This window comes from Actinoallomurus bryophytorum (assembly GCF_006716425.1).
Lineage (GTDB): Bacteria > Actinomycetota > Actinomycetes > Streptosporangiales > Streptosporangiaceae > Actinoallomurus > Actinoallomurus bryophytorum.
Map to the genome: position 1 here is coordinate 2274097 of NZ_VFOZ01000001.1, position 16283 is coordinate 2290379.

Genomic DNA, 16283 nt, shown 5'->3' on the forward strand with positions numbered 1-16283 from the left:
CGTCGCAGGGCGGGGTCACCTTTCGGGACGGATTGGACAGTCACTCTCAGGCCCCGCCCCACCGACTCAGTGTTCAGCGGGTCGTTCGGTCCGGGATCGTCAGCCAGTCCAGTCGCTGTGACATCTCTCGCGCACAGGTGATCAAGGCGTTCACGTGGTCTGTGGTGTCCCCTGCCCGCCACAGGATCGACCACGGGTAGTGGGTTACCGGTTCGATCAGCGGCCGCCAGATGGTTCCTGGAAGGGCGGAGACGCAGGAGGCGGGCACGCAGTACAGGCAACGTCCTGCGGCGACAAGTGCGGCGGCGGCGCGGATGCTCTCCACGGTGCCCTCGTAGACGGCGGGGGTGAACCCGGCCGCCCGGCACATCTCAACCACGAACTGGTTGAACTCCGGCGCCTGGGCGTCCTCGGAGAACAGCAGCGGCTCCTGCGCGAGCGTCGCGACCGGTACACCGTCCAGGGACGCGAAGCGATGGCCGTCGGGCACCAGTACTCCCAGCGGGTCCTGGCGGAACAGGTGCGAGGCCACCCCGGGCGGCGCGAGCGCCGCACGGCCGATCCCGACGTCCAGGCGGCCGTCGAGGAGCTGGGCGTACTGCTCGGGCACGCTGACCTCAACCTGGTTTATCACCATGTCCGGGTAATCGGCCTGGACCTCCTGCAGGATCTGCGGCATCGATTCGCAGCCGGCGTCGATGATGCCGACCCGCAACCTGGGTGAAGATCCGACCGCGCTACGAGCGACTCTCGCCGCCCGGTCCACCTGGGCGATGATCTGCCGGGCCTCGACCAGGAACACCGATCCCGCCGCGGTCAGTGCGACATGGTGAGTGCTGCGCTCGAACAGCTGGACCCCCAGCTCGCGCTCCAGCCGCTGCACCTGCTGACTCAACCCCGACTGCACGATGTGCTCGCGTGCGGCCGCCCGGCCGAAATGCAGTTCCTCGGCCAGCGTAACGAAATAACGGAGCTGGCGAAGCTCCATACCCGCCACCTCCTTTCCTCACTACGAGCGCACCACGACGGCCCGCTTTGTCCATATGTCAGGCCGTCCATACCTGTCTAACCATCCGGACCCTTCCACTTCCCCCCAAGTCATCACCGCGCTCCACCCCCTAAATCGGCGTGTCACCAAGGCGAGTGGATGAGTGCCTGCACCAAGATGCCGGTCATGGCCTGGGCTGCGAGCCATCGGCGTCCGGGTGGAGCGTGCGCGGCCGGGGCGATGAGCATCCAGGCCGCATATGGCAGCCAGATCCGTTCTACCTCCCCACGGGTGAGCCCGGCGAGGTCGAGCGTGACCGCGCCGACCAGCGCGGCGGCGACAAGCAGCGCGATCCCAGCGTAGGCGCATTCAGCCTGCGGCATCGACCCTCTGATGCCATGGCGCAGCGACCGGGCCAGCGTCGGCACGGTGTGGGCGACCGCAGGGCCGACGAGCAGGCCGAGGACGGCGAAGTCGCCGATAAGGAAGTAGAGATAGGAACGGCGGCTCGACCCCCCGTTGGTCAGGTAGGCCTGATGCGTGGCGGCAACGCCGTCCGGCCACCAGAACCCGGCGAGGGTGAACATTGCCGGCACGATCGTCATTGCCGCGAGCACTACGGCGACCACCGGCCATCGCGGCCGGGCCAAGACCAGTACGGCAAGCGGCATCGCGAAGAGCGGCAGCAGGCCGTAGCTCAGATAGGGCAGAGCGCCGAGCAGCAGGCCCGCTGCGGCGGCGCAGGCCATCGCCCTCCGCCGGTTGGGGGCGGGTGAGGTCGCGGCGAGCGCGAGTAGTGCGGTCGCCCAGGCTCCGACCCCGAGGAACAGGGCGTCCATGGTGGTCGCGATCCATACGGCCAGCGGTGCCAGTGCCAGGAACGGCACGGCACGGCGGGCGAGTTCCTCACCTGCCAGGGCTTTGACCGTGACGGCGATGGCGGCGGCCGCCGAGCTGCCGGCGGTGATCACTACGGCGGCCGCCCATCCGGGTCCGTGCAGTCCGGCCGCATCCAGCCCCCACAGGATCAGCGTCGGGCCGGGCGGGTGTCCCTTGACGTGGATCGGGTACTGCTGGGCTTTTTGGGTGAAGGTGGCGAGCCAGCGCAGTGGGTGGTCACCGATCGAGGGAAGGCCGTTGAAATATTCACCGCGCTGGGTGATCGGCCCGGTGAACCCTGTTGCCCCGTCGGAGATGGCCAGCGCCGAAGCCCACGCGACCGCGGCCGCCCAAGCGAGCAGCACCAGGAGCGGCCATCGCAGCCGGCGGGCGAGCATGGGGAGCACGGTGACGATCAAGACGGCCGTTCCGGCTGCGGGCAGAAGCTGCCAGGTGAGCAGGCGTGCGGTGGCGTGCAAGGGTGGCAGGCTGTCCTGTGGCGAACGTCCCGTCCGGTGCAGGACCTCTCCCCACGCGAAGACTCCCGCGATCAGCAACGCCCAGACCGCCACCGCGACCCACCCAGTCAGGCGGCCACTTCCCGACGTCGATCGCGGCACCTCCCGAGCGTCGAGCCGCGTGATGGGGATCATCCCAGGTCACGCCTGGCCATGCGGCGCCGGTGATGCAGGGCGCGGCCGAGTCGGACGGCGTAGATGACGGCGCTGATGGCGAACATGGCGGCGACCAGCAGCAGCCAGCGGCCCAGGTAGGGCTCCTGGGTACGGCCGGTGGCGGCCTGGTAGCTCTGCCGGCCCTGCTGGATGATCCCGGGGAAAAAGATCAGGAACAGCAGGCCGGTCCCCAGCGCCGGCACCCGGATGTGGTTTACCGCCGGCACGAGCGGCGCGGTCGTGGCGTGACGCGGCCACAGCGCGTGGAGCGCCCCAGCGAGCGAACGGTCGGCCAGGGCGTAGAGGGGGAACGCGAGGAGGTCGTGGCCGATGACGGCGGCGGCGAACCAGGCGAGCATCACGGGCCACTTCCCATCAGCGCCGGCCTGCAACGCTGCGTATCCGGCGAGCGCGAAGCAGCCGATGAGGGCGAGCAGATGCAGTGGGTTGGCCCCGTAGAAGTTCCTCACGGCGGTTAGAGCGTGACGCATGTCGGGCTTCTTGACGGCGGAGAGGGCCCTGCGCACATCGGCCCTCCTGACGGCGGCCACGACCTTACGCATGTCGGGTCTGCTCAAGGCTCTACGCATGTCAGGCGCTCCGGAAGTCGATGGAGCGTACCCACTTGGTGTTGTGCACGCCCGGCAGCGCGGGCACGATGACGCGCGCGGGAAAGCCGTGGTCGGGCGGCAGGTCGGCGCCGTTGACCCGCAACGCGAGCAGCGCGTCCGGGTCGGTCACCTGGTTGGACTGCAGGGTCGCCTGGCTGAAGGCTCCGCCGCGCTCCAGCGAGCGCACATGCGCCGATGCCGGGCGCGGCACTCCGGCGAGGGCGGCGAGGTCGCGCAGCCGTACCCCGCTCCAGGTCTGTACGGTCGACCAGCCCTCGACGCAGGCGATGGGCAGCCGGGCGGTGTGCTGTGGCATGGCCAGCAGCCGGTCGCGGTCGAGCTGGATCGTCCGGGCGCCGGCCATCAGTACCAGCCGCCAGCCCGCGCCGGTGTCGGCGGGCCTGATCGCCGCCGAGGCGGCGGTGCGGTTGACCGGAAAGTCGGCGGCCGTCTCGCGGTAGCCGCCGCGCGGGGCCAGCAGCGCCACCCGGCGGGCGGCTCCGCCGAGCGTCTCGCCCACGCTCAGGACCGCGATCAGTGCGCTGCCACCGCCCACAAGAGTGAGGAGACCGCGCCGGCTGAGCGTCGGCGGGGCGGGGTCGGCGGCGACCAGGCCCTGCTCGTCGAGGGGTTCGGGACGGGTGCCGGCGCGGGACGTACGGAGCTCCTCGCGGAACGGACGGGACCGCAACGCCCGGACCAGATGCGGCAGTTTGATCCCCGCGTGCACGGCGAACGCGGCGAGGAACACCCACGCTCCGTAGAAGTGCGCGGTGTAGAAGCTGAACCCGAACACGTAGTCGTACTGGATGTTGAGCACACCGGTCGCGATCTCGAACAGGACGCCGCCGACCAGCAGCAGCAACGACAGCCGCTCGACGACCTGGGCGAGTGAACGCGCCGGCGGCCAGGCGAACAGCTTCGGCACCACCGACCACAGCTTGGCCAAGACGACCGGCACCAGGATCAGTCCCAGGGTGACGTGCAGCCCCTGGTTGAGGCGGTACAGCCAGACCGGCCGGGTCGGCCAGTCGAAGAACGGCAGCCGCAGCCAGCCGACGTGGGCCGGGAAGGCCTGGCCGAACCTCGGCGCGTACGCGGCGTACGACAACAACCCGGTAATGATCATCACGGGCAACAGGACCAGCAGAACGAGACCGAAGACCGAGGTCAGCCACGGTCCGCGCAGCGGGCTCCGCCACGCCTTCGTCCGGCCCAGTCCGGGCGGACGGCGTCGCTCCACGGTCCGCCACAGCTTCGCGGGAAAGCCGTACTCCTCACGCGTATCGGTCTCATCAGTGGACATCATCACCGCCGATCAGTACGCCCGCGCGGATCAGCACGCCCGCCTGGTGATATCTGCTCATTGGGCTCACCGCAGGTCTCCTTATCGTTACCGTGGGCTCCAGGGGGATATCGGTAAGCGGTCCGTCATGACTGCGGGACTCGGCCGCGCGAGGCCGGTGCCTGAGTGTCATCCGGGACACCGGACGAGTTCGGCGAAGCACCGCCGGTTTCGGTCATAGGTCCTGCTCACGCGCAGTCCTGAGGCCGCGGCCAGTTCGGGCAGGGCGTCTGCGCCGACGACGGCCCAGGGAAACCATGAGCCGATGCTGCCCGTGGGGCCCCGCAGGCGTGCGGCTCCACGCCACAGGCCGGCACCGTGCCGCTCGATCTCCAAAAGCACGGTGCCCCCGGCATTGCCTCACCGCCCATGGGGAGGTGTCGATGCCCAGGGCGCGCACACCTCGTGCGGTCAGTGCCTGGACGAGGCGGCCAGGTCCGCATCCCAGATCGATGGTGGGGCCATGGCAGTGTTTGAGCATCCAGTGGTCATCTTGATCGGCGAGCTCATGCCACCGGCCCACGGCCAGCGACATCAGGCGTCCGTCGGCCAGCTCGAGGCGACGGGCGTGGCCGCTCAGCGCCGCCTCGAACGGCTGGGGGTCGCTTTCGGTGTCGGTCGTCCGTTGCATCGTCACAGTAGTTTTCCCACTTCGGCGGCGAACCGGGTCATGGGTGCGGCAGCCGCCACGCGCACTGCATCCTCGACGGTGTCCACGTCGGACAGGGCCGGCAGTAGGGCCAGACGAAGGCCACGCCGGCGCAGCGCCTGCTCGGTACGAGCACCGGTGTCAGGCAGTGACGTCTCGACGCCTGCGATCGCGGAAGCGGCTTTCGGATCACGGAGCCCGAGCGCCCACCAGCCGCCGTCATCGGCCGGCCCTAACACCGCGTCCACGCCCGGCGCGTGCAGCCTGCGCCGGCAGGTCTCCAGCAGCCCGCGATCGATCTGCGGAGTGTCCATGCCGACCTGCAGGATGGGCAGGCCCGGCAGCATCGCCGACGCGTCCAGATGCGCCGCTGCGATGCGCTCGCCCAGGCAGGAGCCACGCTGGCGGATAATCCGCACCTTCCGCAGGACCGAGGTGAGCTCACTGCCACACCGGACATCGGCCGGATCGCCGGCCAGCGCGAGCACCGTCCGGCCCCCGGGAAACGCACCCACCGCGTCCAGGGTGTCGAGCAACGCGGCCGCCGCGATGGCGGCGGCCTGTTCGGGCGTCGCCGGCGGGCACAACCGGGTCTTGACCCGGCCCGGTACGGGCGCCTTGGCCATGACCAGCAGGATCATCTCCGGTCCACTCACCCCGCCGGTCGGCCTCGGCCTCGTCACCGGCACGCGACCTTCGTCATGTCGCGAGCGGCTCGAAGGGTTCCGCGGACCGAGGCGGAGACCTTCGACTTTCCGCCGGCCCTGGCCCGATACGGCACGTCGATCTCATGAATTCGCCAGCCCGCCTGGACGGCGCGCAGCAGCAACTCCAGCGGGTAGCCGAACGCCCGATCGGTGATGTTCAGGTCGAGGAGCCGCCCGCGGTCGGCCACCCGGATGGGCGCGACATCATGTACGGGGGCGCCGCGGTAACGCAGAAGCGCCGCGAGTACGGCGTTACCGGCACGAGCGTATAAGAGCTGGCCGGACCGGTCGGCCAGGATCCGGTCAGTGCCGTCGGTGGAACCGTTGTCGACGACCAGAGCGTCGAAACCGGAGGGCAGCGCTGAGACCACCGCGAGCAGCGCATCGGCCTTGCTCAGACACGGTGGTACGACATCGATGCGCATGCTCATGTTCATGATTCGGAGCGATACCGCTCACGGATTGCCCGATCACACGAAACGGCGCATCTTGGGGAGCATCCGGCGGGGGCGCCGTCGAGGGGACGATGACGTACGCCCGGACCGGCAAGCTCACCGCAGATCCGGGCGACTATCTCACAGCGTTGATCACCTACTAACGGGATGGTGTGGCTCTTGGTGCGAAGCTGTTGGCCCGTGTGATCAGGCGAGCGAGCGGCTCCGCGGATTGGGCGAGGGTTCCCGCCCGTCAGGTGCTCACGGGGAGCAGGAGGATCGGATCGGTGGTGGGTTTCGGGGAGCCGCCGGCCGGCTCGATGGTGACGCCGACGGCGGCAGCACCTTGCGGACCGCCCTTGAACAGGGTGGTGCCGTCGGGCCGCCCCGAGGCGAGCAGGCCGGCCGGGACCATTGATCCGCTCACGCTGTACCACAGTTCGTACACCTTGCCGCCGGCCAGCGCGGGAAGCCCTTGATAGACCAAAGCCGCCTGGTTCAGCTGCCGCGACGCGACGAGGGTGGCGCTGCCGCCGCCGTGGACCGCACCGCCGCGCAGCGTGGCGTCGGAGGCAGACATCAACGTGGTCAGCCGAGCCGCCTGCTGTTGTGCCTGCGCGGCGGCCGAGCGCTGCTGGTCGGCCTGGTGCCGAGCCTGGACAGCGAAGCCGCCCGCGACGACCGCGAGTACCAGGCATGCGGCCGCTGCCAGGTACGGCAGCCCGCGCGACCGCCATCGCCGCAGTGACACCACCGTGGCCTGCGGTGGGATCTGCGGCGGCAGCTGGCGTACCTCGCCGATGGCGGCCATCACGCGCTGGCGCAGCTCGGGGGGCGGGGTCTCGGCCACCGCTCGGGCGAGCAAGGCCGCGATCGCCTGCAGCTCGCGGACCTCACGGATGCAGGCCTCACAATCGACCAGGTGCCGGGCGAACTCCTCGGCCTCCCGCTCATCGAGTGCGTTCAGCGCGTACGCGCCGGTCAAAGTGTGCAGCTCGTCATCGGTCACGCGGTCACCCCCAGGCAGTCACGCAAGCGGATCAAACCGTCACGAATCCGAGTCTTAATGGTCCCCAGGGCGACACCGAGCAGATCAGCGGTCTCCCGGTAGGTGTGCCCCCGATAGTAGGCAACGGTCACCGCGTCCCGCTGAATCTCCGTCAGCGACTCCAGGCAGCGGCGTACCTGCTCACGCTCTTGGCGGTGCTCGACCTCTTCGCTGACCTCGTCGAAGGCCGGGGTGTGTTCACGCAGCGCGGCGCGGTAATCGCGGTTGGCGGACGCCTGCGCGGAGCGCACCCGGTCCACCGCGCGGCGGTGCGCGAGGGTGAGGATCCAGGCCATGGCACTGGCCTTGGCCGGGTCGAAGCGCGAGGCGCTCCGCCAGACCTCGATCAACACTTCCTGAGCCACCTCCTCAGATTGGGCGGGATCCCGCAGCACCCGGCGGACCAGGCCCAAGACGGAACCGGCGACCGCGTGGTAAACGGACTCGAACGCAGCCTGGTCACCGTGGGCGACCCGCTCCAGCAAAGACTCCAAGGCTTCGGGGCCGGGCGCCGAGGACTGTTCGCCGCTGGTCACCACACGCATGCCCACCTCCGGTCAGGGATTGCCACCACTGGTTCGCCGCCACGCGGTATTGATAGGCGAGCCCACTCAGGCCACTCCCCCGGCCAGTAAATCTAAATGAAGTCAAGGTCCAGCGGCGCGATCACATTATCGGCATCGATGGGTGTCAGGTCGCTGATGTGCCAGGGGCCGCTGGCGGGCCCCGTCGGTCCATCACCGGGCGGCCGATACTTCTTGGGCATCAGTATCGAGCCGATGAGGTAAACGGTGGCGATGGGCGGTACGTACCGTTGCCGCAGACCACGTTGGCGTCGTTGACCTCGTGGATTCCCGATCCACTCGTGGTTGACCATTCCGCCCGCGGGCGCGATCTCCTGTCCGACGACGCGGTGCTTGAAATGCTCGACATGACGAAGGCTTCCGGTTGTCGAGTGGAGCTGTCTAGGAACCGCTTCGCCAACCGGAGTCTTTCGTGTCCCGCGCTAACGCTGCTTTGCCCCCTCGCGGGGGCCTTCGGCAGGCGTGTGTCCTCGAGGGGGTCTGAGGATCGATGAGACCGACTTGGGGTTCGCGTCGAGTTTCAGGTACAGGCGCGCCCAGGCTCGGTCGGCGGGTGTGGCGCGTTTGTGGTCGCAGTAGGGCCGGGTTCCGTTGGTGGTGTAGTAGCGCAGGAGCAGGAGGCTTCGCGCCGTGTCGTCGGTGTAGTTCTCCGGTGGCGTGTGTCTTTGGTGTTCCATGCAGGTCAGTGCGGCTGTGCCGTGGCCGGCGTCGAACGGGCCACTGGTGTCGCCGCAGCCGGTCATGGTGAGAAGCGCGGCGAGGGCCAGGGCGAAGACGGCTGCGTTTCGCATTCGAGGATTCCTTTTCAGACGGAGCCGGTGATGGCGCGCAGGGCCAGGCCGGCGCCGACGACGGTGACGAGTACCGCGGTGAGCATCGGGGTGTATCGGGTCAGCCGGCTCGCCCGGTGACCGGCGGGCAGGCGGTCGAGGAGTCCGCGCAGGCGGAGGAGGAGCAGGCCTGCGGCGGTGAGTGTGGCGGCCATGCCGATTCCGTAGCCGATGATCAGTGCGACGCCGAAGACGGTGCGGCCGAGGGCGATGGCGCCGAGCAGGACCACAAGTGCGGACGGGCTGGGTACCAGGCCGCCGGACACGCCCAGGCCGATCAGGCGGCCCCGGTCGGACCGGCTCGCCGTGTGCCCGTGCCCATGGCCATGCCCATGACCGTGGCCGTGGCCGTGCCCATGACCGTGGCCGTGGCCGTGCCCATGTGCATGATCGTGGGGTTGGGGGGCGGCGCTCGGCGCTGGTAGGTGACCTGCGGCGACCAGGTGCTCGACCCGTTCGGGATCCGTGGTGTGGTCCTCGAAGGCAGTGGGGACGCGCCGGGCACGCCAGGCGGACCGCAGCAGGCCCAGACCGATGGCCATGACCAGCAGCCCGCTGACCACGCCGAGCCAGGACAGGAGTGACTCGCCGGCCAGTGACGCCGAGACGCTGAGCAGGAAGCCGAGAAGCAGGACACCGCCGGTGTGCGTCACGGTGACGGTCATCCCGACGGTGACGGCGTCGCGGATCCGGCCGCTGCGGCCCGCGATGTAGGCGGCCATCACGGTCTTGCCGTGCCCGGGCATCGCGGCGTGAGAGGCGCCGAGGACGACCGCGAGCAGCAGCGCCAGCAGGCCGACCGGCACGGTCAGATGCCGGGCGCCGACCAGGGAGTTGAAGTAGGCCGTCAGCCGGTTCAGGGCGCGGGAGATGATCCCGGCCGATGGCAGGCCGGGCAGGCTCCGTACCGACGAGCCCTCCCCCGGTGCCGCGTGAAGCGTGGCCGAGCGGACGTTCAGCGGTGAGGTGAGCAGGTCACCGGGATAGCGCCGGAGCTCGTCGCTGACACTGCGCTGCGGCACCGGCGAGTGGTCCAGGCGTACGCCCCTGCCGGTCGCGGTGATCTCGTGCCAGCCGATGCGGTCGGCCCGGAACCCGTTCGCGAATCCGACCTCGCCCGGCCGTCCGAGGTCGGCGCGGGCGGTGAGCTCACAGGTCAACCGGCTCGTACGCAGCCCGGCGGCGCCCGGCACGTAGGCGTAGGACGCCGAGGTGACGCTCCAGCCGAGCGGCCGGCCCGCGAGCGTTGTACGGACCGCGCGGACGAGCCCGGCGCACTGGCCACGCGCGTACGCGGTCATCTCCGCGGCGTCGACCGAGCCGTCGTGGCCGGTGTCCACCGCGCTCTGGTCCTGGAGTGTGGGGATCTCGGCCGCGTCCACCACGGCGGTGTCGGCGATGTGATCGGGGAAGAGGGTGAGCCCGTCGTAGTGGTTGACGGTGAAGTTGCCGAGCGGGTGGGCGGGCATGGCCCCGGCCGGTGCCGGGGCACCTGTGGCGACGGCGGCCAGGGCGCCCGCCAGGAGCAGGGCCACGGTGATGAGCCGCCTCATGTCGCCCTGCCGATCGCCGGGATGGCCGGATCGAGGTGCGGGTTGGCGCGCTGGGCGGTGGCACGGTCCGCGCGTGCCGCTCCGGTGTCGCCCACAGCGTCCTCGATGGCGGCCTTGTGCTGGTAGAACACCGCGTTGCGCCAGCCGAGCCGGGTGGCCTGCCGGGCGTAGGTGAGGGCCTCGGTGTCCTTGCCGTTCAGATGCAGGGCCCAGGCGAGAGCGTCGGCGACGACCACACTGCGGCGGCGCGCCCATTCGGCGCGCGCGTGGGCGAGTGCGCCGGCGGCGTCGCCGGTGTCGGCCGCGTACTCCGACGCGGTCAGGTCGTCGGTTACACCGTTGGCGGCGAACAGCCTCTGCTCGCCGTCGATGACCTGCCGTTGCCGGGCCGCCTCGTTGCCGCGTTTGAGCGAGGTGAGCAGTTCGGCGTATTCGACAACGTACTGCGGTTGGGGAATCCGCCCGACGACGGTCTGGAAGTCCCGTACCGCGGAGCCGGAGTCGCCGCGGAGCGCCTCGGTCTTGGCGATGCCCTCCAGCGCCGGCACGTACGTCGGGTCGGCCGTACGCGCGAGGCCGTACTGCTCGGCGGCCTGGCCCAGATCCCCGGCATGCAAGGCGAGCTCGCCGAGGTAGTAGCGGCAGAACGCGACGTCCGCAGGTGTGTAGGCGGCCTGCAGCGCCTGCTCCAGGACCCGGCGTGCGCCCGCCACATCGCCGTGCTGCTCCAGCTCGTAGGAGGCGCGGGTGAAGGAGGAGACGCCGGGCTGCAGCGCGGTCATCCGGCCGATCGCCGCGGTGGCCGCCGGGTAGTCGCCGAGCTGGGTGTAGGCGTCGCCCAGGGTGCCGAACACGTCCGGATTCGAGGGGCTGATCTTCTTGGCCCGCTCACCCCAGCGGACGGCACCGGCGAAGTCGTGCCGGGCGTTGGCCAGAGCGGCCATGCCGACCATCGCCGGATAGTTCTCCGTGTCGTCCAGGGCGAGCGAGCGCCGCAGCGCGCCGTCGGCCTTCGGGTAGTACGTCGGGTCGACGGTGATCCGGGCCTGCTGAACATAGGCGGCACCCAGGTCCGCCCAGGTCCGGTAGTCACCCGGAGTGTCGTGCAGGGTCTGCTGGTAACGCGCGATGGCCCCGGTCGCGGTGACCGCCGGCGTACCGGGCGCCGGGGCACGACGTCGGCCGGCGATGCCGCCCACCAGCAGCGCGACCAGCGCGACGGTCAGGACCGACGCCGCGTACGCCGCGTGACGTCTCTTGAGGTGCTTCCAATGGGTCACAGTCATCTCCGTCCCGGTGGTGCGGGGAGAGCCGGAGCCCTCCCCGCACCTGAACTCATCCGGCCTGGTTGACCGAGGTGTCGTGCGGCAGCGCGAGGTAGGGGAACGCGGAGCCGAACGCCGACTCGTTGGCGTCCACCCCGTCTCCCTTGGCCAGCGCGGGCACGAGCTTGCCGGTCTGTGCCGCGCCCTCGAGCGCCTGCAGTCCGATGTCGACGACGTCGTCACTGAGACGCCGGCCGTTCGGGTAGCCCTGCAGGTCCCCGGCGAGTACGCCGAGCCGGTTCGGCTGAGCGGTCACTGGGACGGCCATGTTCAACCGCAGCTCCTCGGCGGGTACGAACCGTGAGGCCCGTACGTCCTTGTTGAGCAGCTGGGAGTTGAGGTCGGCCTGGATCGGGCCGCCGGAGTTCTTGGAGATGCCGGACAGGAAGATCTCCGACAGGTCCTTACGCGGTGTCGCCGGAGCGGGCACCCCGTAGATCTTCTGGATCAGTTGCGGGACCTCGGGGTTCAGCACCCGGTTCACCAGGGGCTTGACCGTGTGGTCCTGCGACGGGTCCAGCCGGTTGAAGGTGTCCTTCAGGCCCGCCGGCGAGACGAGCTCGTTGACCAGCGGGTTCCCCAGGCGGGACACCTGGTGGTAGCCGCCGGCCTGGACGCCGCCCAGCTTCACGTCGGCGCCCTTGCGGTCCGTGGTGGACCAGATGCCGACCACCGGGTTGCGGGTGGCGTCACCCTTGAGCGCGAGCGCCTTCTTGGGCACCTGCAACGCGATGGTGTTCACGTTGTAGCCCTTGAGGGTGTCGTTCCCGGTCTCCTTCAGGTTCGCCCCGTACAGCAGGTCGAAGGCCCGAAGGTCGAGGAAGAACGAGTCATCGGCCTGCCCGGCGTAGGTCCTGCCGCCTCCGCCGACCGCGCTCACGGCCTGGCGGCGCAGGGCCCCGTAGTCGGGCATCGACGCCTTGCCGACGTCCGACGGGGCCGCGATGGCGTCTTTGACCAGGGTCTTCGTTCCGTGCTTGGTGACCTCCTGGAGTGTGTAGTGCTGGCGGAACAGCAAGGTCGCGTCCTTCAGCGACGTGACCGGTCCGTTGTTGTACAGGAACGTGCTGGTGCCCCGCCGGTCCTCGTTGCGGAACGTCCAGCGGTAGATGATGTCTGCCCGGCCGTCACCATCGTTGTCGATCTTGATGTTGTAGTGCGTGTTCGTCGCGAACGGATAGAAGTTCGGCCCTCCGTTGGGCTCCTCGAACGGGATCCAGTTCGCGACCAGGGACACCGTGCTCGCGTCGTCCGGACTGGTGAACGCGTAGACGTCGGTGTTGTCCGCCTGCGGGTCGCCGGCGATGAGCGGCGCCTCACGGTGGCTGGAAGCGCTGCCGGTGCCTGGACCGAAAGAGCCCAGCAGACCGGCGGTGGCCGCCACGGCCGTGGCTGCGGCGAGAATGATGGGGCGTCTCCCTCTGAGACGCCCCTGATCTTTCTGCATTGCGTGGAATTCCTTCCAATCGCCCACGATGAAATCGAGCATCCAAGACTCGCTTTCATGCCTGAAAGCGGACGAACCACCCCCTTCGTGTTTTGGGGTCAGTGGCTCGGAGACATCTCCAACGAGCTTTCGGAGGCCATGGCCGCACGGATTGGACTGGAACCCAAACGCTTAGAACTAGTTGTTGCAATCTATTTGCAATAAAATGTCCTAGTGTGGAAGAGATGGCGCATCAAGCGATCGTGGGCACCAGGAATTTCAGGCGCCGGCCGTCGTCGCCGTATCCGCTGGTGGCGGCCGGCCCGTACGACACGGCGGCCATCGCGGTGATGGCCAACCCCAGGCGACGTCCACGATCCGGTGCAGGCCGCGGTGGACAGCGACGGCATAGGTGGCCAGCAAGCGCGGCCGGTGCGGTGACCGTCGCCGCGACGAGGTTCCTCCGAACGCAATCCACGGGAACCGCTCAACATGAGCCACCACCCGCGCGACGCTGCGCCAGGATCTGGTCGACGCCCCTACAGCCTTGTTCGAAGGCGAGCCGCCGCCTGCCAGGTAGAGGCGCCAGACTCGGGCGGTGGGCTCGCCGACCATGGCCACGGGCTTTTGTCCAGTGTTGCCCAGGGCGGCGCGCCATGCCTCGATGGTGCGCACGTAGCTCGCGCAGATCCTGGACCTCTACGACTTTAGCTCCGCGTTTTCGAGCAGGGCGACGGTGAAGTCGGGGTAGTAGGCATCACCGACGTACTCGCCCATCTCGATGGTGGCAACCGCGTCGAAGCCTTCTCCAGCCTGAAGGTCACCGGCAGTCGCGCAGATGGACCTAGACGAGGTTGTCCGGCCGCGCGTGCGGATACGATCGCGAACGAAGTCGGGCTGCGCCGGCGAAAGGGTACTGCGGTCACTGGGCCTTTAATGCTCTGCCGCATGCAGGCTGAGTGAGCCGCAGCCGATGTCGAGTAGGCGGGACGCCCGGGACGAGGCCGAGCTTGCCGCAGATCAAATTCGGCTTGTCGTGCTGGGCCTCGGCGAGCCCAAAGGAGTGGTCGTCCGGGCGGCTCCCGTAGCCACAGGAGCAGGCCATGAGGGTACCGGGGCTTGGCGTAGAGGTCGTTAAACAGGTCGCGGTGGTGGCTGATCGCGGCCGGGTTCCGGGATCGGCGGTGGAGTGCGCCGTGCAGCCGAGCCGGTGCGCCCGGCGCCGACGGCCGTGGGCCGATCGCGCCGAGCCGCGTCGCGGTGGCCAGCGGCCGGGCTCGATCCGCCGCACTGAGCCCAGGGCGCCGTCAGGTCGCGTTCGTCAACGTCGCACCGGACCGTACGAAGAGCGTCCGGCAGGTCGCCCTCGACGCCCAGGCCACCAGCGACGAAGGCCACGGCCAGGCCACCCGTGGCGGCCGCCGGCACCAGACATTGCCGCCGCGGCCAGATACGGCAGTCCGCGTAGACGCCATCGGCGCATGGCCACAACCGTGGTCTGCGGCGGTAGCTGTCGCACCTGGCCGATGGCGGTCATCACGCGCTGCTGCAGCTCGGGGGGCGGGGTCTCGGCCACCGCTCGGGCGAGCAAGGCCGCGATCGCCTGCAGCTCGCGGACCTCACGGATGCAGGCCTCACAATCGAGCAGGTGGTGGGCGAAGTCCTCAGCTTCCTGCTCGTCGAGTGCGTTGAGCGCGTAGGCGCCGGTCAGGGTGTGCAGTTCGGCGTCGGTCATGCGGTCACCCCCAGGCAGTCATGCAGGCGGATCAAACCGTTCCGTATCCGGGTCTTGATGGTTCCCAGAGCGACACCGAGCAGGTCGGTGGTCTCCCGGTAGGTGTGGCCCTGGTAGTAGGCAGTGGTCATCGCCTCGCACTGAATCTCGGTGAGCGACGTCAGGCAGCGGCGTGCCTGCTCACGATCCATGCGGGACTCGACCTGCTCCCGGTCAGGTATCGGGGAGCATCTCGACCCGCGTGCTGATGGCGGACCCGTCAGCGGACCGGCTCAGGATCTGGTCGGCTCCGGATCGCAGGCCCGCCTGGCGCAACAACGTCACCAGCGAGGCGCCCACCCAACCGGTGTTGCCGACATACCTGCCGCTGAACTGGTTCGACACGCGGCAGAGCGTGATGTCCCGCTCCCGCATCGGCCGCAAGGGCCGGTCGCCCACGGACAGTTCAACCGGATGATCGACCATGCCGTGGATCCGCAGGATCCAATCCTGCGATGAGACCTGCGGCAACGTCAGCGCCGTGTCGACCCGATGGAAGTCCTTGTTCGATGTGACGAACGGCCCGGTCAACAGAAGCTCGCGCCGATCGGCGCCCGCCTGCGCCTCCTTCGGATCCGCGCTTTCGGCTGGTGATCGCTGCACCTTCGCAGGCGCCGCAGCGCGTACAAGCAGAACGAACACGGCCATTCCTACTAGGACACCCACCACAGAGGGGACGGCGGCGGCCACTCCGGCGTTCGGCAGGGTCACAGCTGCGATGGCACCGATGATGCCGAAAACGGCGAGACCGGCGAGACCGGCCAGGCCGAGCATCAACCGGATCCGCGCGACAATTCCAATGATCAAGACGAAGACGGCGGCACCGGCGCCAAGACCGATCAGGAGGACGAGTTTGTCATTCGTCCCGATATATCTGATCGCGAATTCCTTAAGCCACTCCGATGTCAGCGTTACACCAGCCGAGCCGAGGGGAATGACCGGCGAAGCAGCGGCACCTCCCGCGAAAGCCGCGAAAAGATCGGCTACACGGAGCGCGACGCCTCCGGCCAACGACCCAAAGATCGCTGACACCAAACGGCCGCTCCATTTTGCACTCACAACCATCATTCGGCGCCATAGGCCGAGCGGCTTGGTCCAGCCGGAATTCTTTTCCGATTCCGAAGCTGCCCACCCATCCCGAAAAGTCTCGCCGCCCGGACACTGGCGGGACATCAGCCAACAACATGAGCTTGGTGACTTCGTCATGGCTTCCACCGGCCGGCCTCGCGGCGAGCGAGTATGCAACCGGGATGACCATCCTCCGCCTCTGACCAGGCCCACACGCCGCCTGATCAGGGCCTCGCCTACCCGATGCCCCGATAGGAGTGAGTTCCAAGCAGCACCGTCCCTGCCGGCGATTCATCCGCTGCGATGGCGTGGTGATGTGGGAGGGCCCCGAGCGGGAGGTTTCACTCGGGGCCCTGTTCAGGGTGCCGGTCTATCCGGCATCGCGGTC

General features: G+C 69.1%; 15 protein-coding genes. All 15 read right to left on the reverse strand.

Annotation, left to right across the window (positions count from 1 at the left end):
- Positions 1 to 73: 73 nt before the first annotated feature.
- Positions 74 to 988, reverse strand: a complete 915-nt coding sequence (locus tag FB559_RS10675) for a LysR family transcriptional regulator (protein ID WP_141955468.1) — start codon at positions 986 to 988, stop codon at positions 74 to 76.
- 143 nt (positions 989 to 1131) lie between these two features.
- The gene (locus tag FB559_RS10680; protein WP_141955469.1) at positions 1132 to 2439 is read right to left on the reverse strand and encodes a hypothetical protein; all 1308 of its coding nucleotides are present in this window, start codon (positions 2437 to 2439) and stop codon (positions 1132 to 1134) included.
- Between the two features lie 77 nt (positions 2440 to 2516).
- On the reverse strand, positions 2517 to 3032 hold the full coding sequence (locus tag FB559_RS10685; RefSeq protein WP_141955470.1) for a hypothetical protein: 516 nt from the start codon (positions 3030 to 3032) through the stop codon (positions 2517 to 2519).
- A gap of 100 nt (positions 3033 to 3132) precedes the next feature.
- Positions 3133 to 4458 (reverse strand): molybdopterin-dependent oxidoreductase, encoded by a 1326-nt coding sequence (locus FB559_RS10690; protein WP_141955471.1) that lies wholly within the window; start codon positions 4456 to 4458, stop codon positions 3133 to 3135.
- A gap of 672 nt (positions 4459 to 5130) precedes the next feature.
- Complete coding sequence (locus FB559_RS10700) at positions 5131 to 5787, reverse strand: TIGR04282 family arsenosugar biosynthesis glycosyltransferase (protein WP_141955472.1); 657 nt, start codon at positions 5785 to 5787, stop codon at positions 5131 to 5133.
- Between the two features lie 38 nt (positions 5788 to 5825).
- Positions 5826 to 6284 (reverse strand): glycosyltransferase family 2 protein, encoded by a 459-nt coding sequence (locus FB559_RS10705; RefSeq protein WP_141955473.1) that lies wholly within the window; start codon positions 6282 to 6284, stop codon positions 5826 to 5828.
- Between the two features lie 256 nt (positions 6285 to 6540).
- On the reverse strand, positions 6541 to 7296 hold the full coding sequence (locus tag FB559_RS10710; RefSeq protein WP_141955474.1) for an anti-sigma factor: 756 nt from the start codon (positions 7294 to 7296) through the stop codon (positions 6541 to 6543).
- Positions 7293 to 7880: an ECF RNA polymerase sigma factor SigK gene (sigK, locus tag FB559_RS10715; protein WP_141955475.1), complete on the reverse strand. Its 588-nt coding sequence runs from the start codon at positions 7878 to 7880 to the stop codon at positions 7293 to 7295. Before sigK ends, FB559_RS10710 begins: the two co-directional genes overlap by 4 nt.
- A gap of 461 nt (positions 7881 to 8341) precedes the next feature.
- Positions 8342 to 8710, reverse strand: a complete 369-nt coding sequence (locus FB559_RS10720; RefSeq protein WP_141955476.1) for a hypothetical protein — start codon at positions 8708 to 8710, stop codon at positions 8342 to 8344.
- 14 nt (positions 8711 to 8724) lie between these two features.
- The gene (locus tag FB559_RS10725; RefSeq protein ID WP_141955477.1) at positions 8725 to 10302 is read right to left on the reverse strand and encodes a HoxN/HupN/NixA family nickel/cobalt transporter; all 1578 of its coding nucleotides are present in this window, start codon (positions 10300 to 10302) and stop codon (positions 8725 to 8727) included.
- On the reverse strand, positions 10299 to 11582 hold the full coding sequence (locus tag FB559_RS10730) for a tetratricopeptide repeat protein (protein ID WP_141955478.1): 1284 nt from the start codon (positions 11580 to 11582) through the stop codon (positions 10299 to 10301). Before FB559_RS10730 ends, FB559_RS10725 begins: the two co-directional genes overlap by 4 nt.
- A 55-nt stretch (positions 11583 to 11637) precedes the next feature.
- On the reverse strand, positions 11638 to 13074 hold the full coding sequence (locus FB559_RS10735; protein WP_141955479.1) for a DUF4331 domain-containing protein: 1437 nt from the start codon (positions 13072 to 13074) through the stop codon (positions 11638 to 11640).
- 1300 nt (positions 13075 to 14374) lie between these two features.
- Entirely contained in the window at positions 14375 to 14788 is a 414-nt protein-coding gene (locus FB559_RS10745; RefSeq protein WP_141955480.1) for a zf-HC2 domain-containing protein, read from the reverse strand.
- Complete coding sequence (locus FB559_RS10750; protein WP_141955481.1) at positions 14785 to 14979, reverse strand: sigma factor-like helix-turn-helix DNA-binding protein; 195 nt, start codon at positions 14977 to 14979, stop codon at positions 14785 to 14787. The genes FB559_RS10745 and FB559_RS10750 overlap by 4 nt, the downstream gene beginning before the upstream one ends.
- A 22-nt stretch (positions 14980 to 15001) precedes the next feature.
- Positions 15002 to 15859 (reverse strand): molybdopterin-dependent oxidoreductase, encoded by an 858-nt coding sequence (locus tag FB559_RS10755; protein ID WP_246122424.1) that lies wholly within the window; start codon positions 15857 to 15859, stop codon positions 15002 to 15004.
- Positions 15860 to 16283 lie beyond the last annotated feature (424 nt).

What these genes read in the sequence shown, in the direction of transcription:
- FB559_RS10720 (WP_141955476.1), bottom strand. Translation starts at nt 8,710, where the DNA reads ATGCGAAACGCAGCCGTCTTCGCCCTGGCCCTCGCCGCGCTTCTCACC.
- FB559_RS10745 (WP_141955480.1), bottom strand. Translation starts at nt 14,788, where the DNA reads ATGACCGACGCCGAACTGCACACCCTGACCGGCGCCTACGCGCTCAAC.
- FB559_RS10705 (WP_141955473.1), bottom strand. Translation starts at nt 6,284, where the DNA reads ATGAGCATGCGCATCGATGTCGTACCACCGTGTCTGAGCAAGGCCGAT.
- FB559_RS10735 (WP_141955479.1), bottom strand. Translation starts at nt 13,074, where the DNA reads ATGCAGAAAGATCAGGGGCGTCTCAGAGGGAGACGCCCCATCATTCTC.
- FB559_RS10725 (WP_141955477.1), bottom strand. Translation starts at nt 10,302, where the DNA reads ATGAGGCGGCTCATCACCGTGGCCCTGCTCCTGGCGGGCGCCCTGGCC.
- FB559_RS10750 (WP_141955481.1), bottom strand. Translation starts at nt 14,979, where the DNA reads ATGGATCGTGAGCAGGCACGCCGCTGCCTGACGTCGCTCACCGAGATT.
- FB559_RS10675 (WP_141955468.1), bottom strand. Translation starts at nt 988, where the DNA reads ATGGAGCTTCGCCAGCTCCGTTATTTCGTTACGCTGGCCGAGGAACTG.
- FB559_RS10690 (WP_141955471.1), bottom strand. Translation starts at nt 4,458, where the DNA reads ATGTCCACTGATGAGACCGATACGCGTGAGGAGTACGGCTTTCCCGCG.
- sigK (WP_141955475.1), bottom strand. Translation starts at nt 7,880, where the DNA reads ATGCGTGTGGTGACCAGCGGCGAACAGTCCTCGGCGCCCGGCCCCGAA.
- FB559_RS10685 (WP_141955470.1), bottom strand. Translation starts at nt 3,032, where the DNA reads ATGCGTCACGCTCTAACCGCCGTGAGGAACTTCTACGGGGCCAACCCA.
- FB559_RS10700 (WP_141955472.1), bottom strand. Translation starts at nt 5,787, where the DNA reads ATGATCCTGCTGGTCATGGCCAAGGCGCCCGTACCGGGCCGGGTCAAG.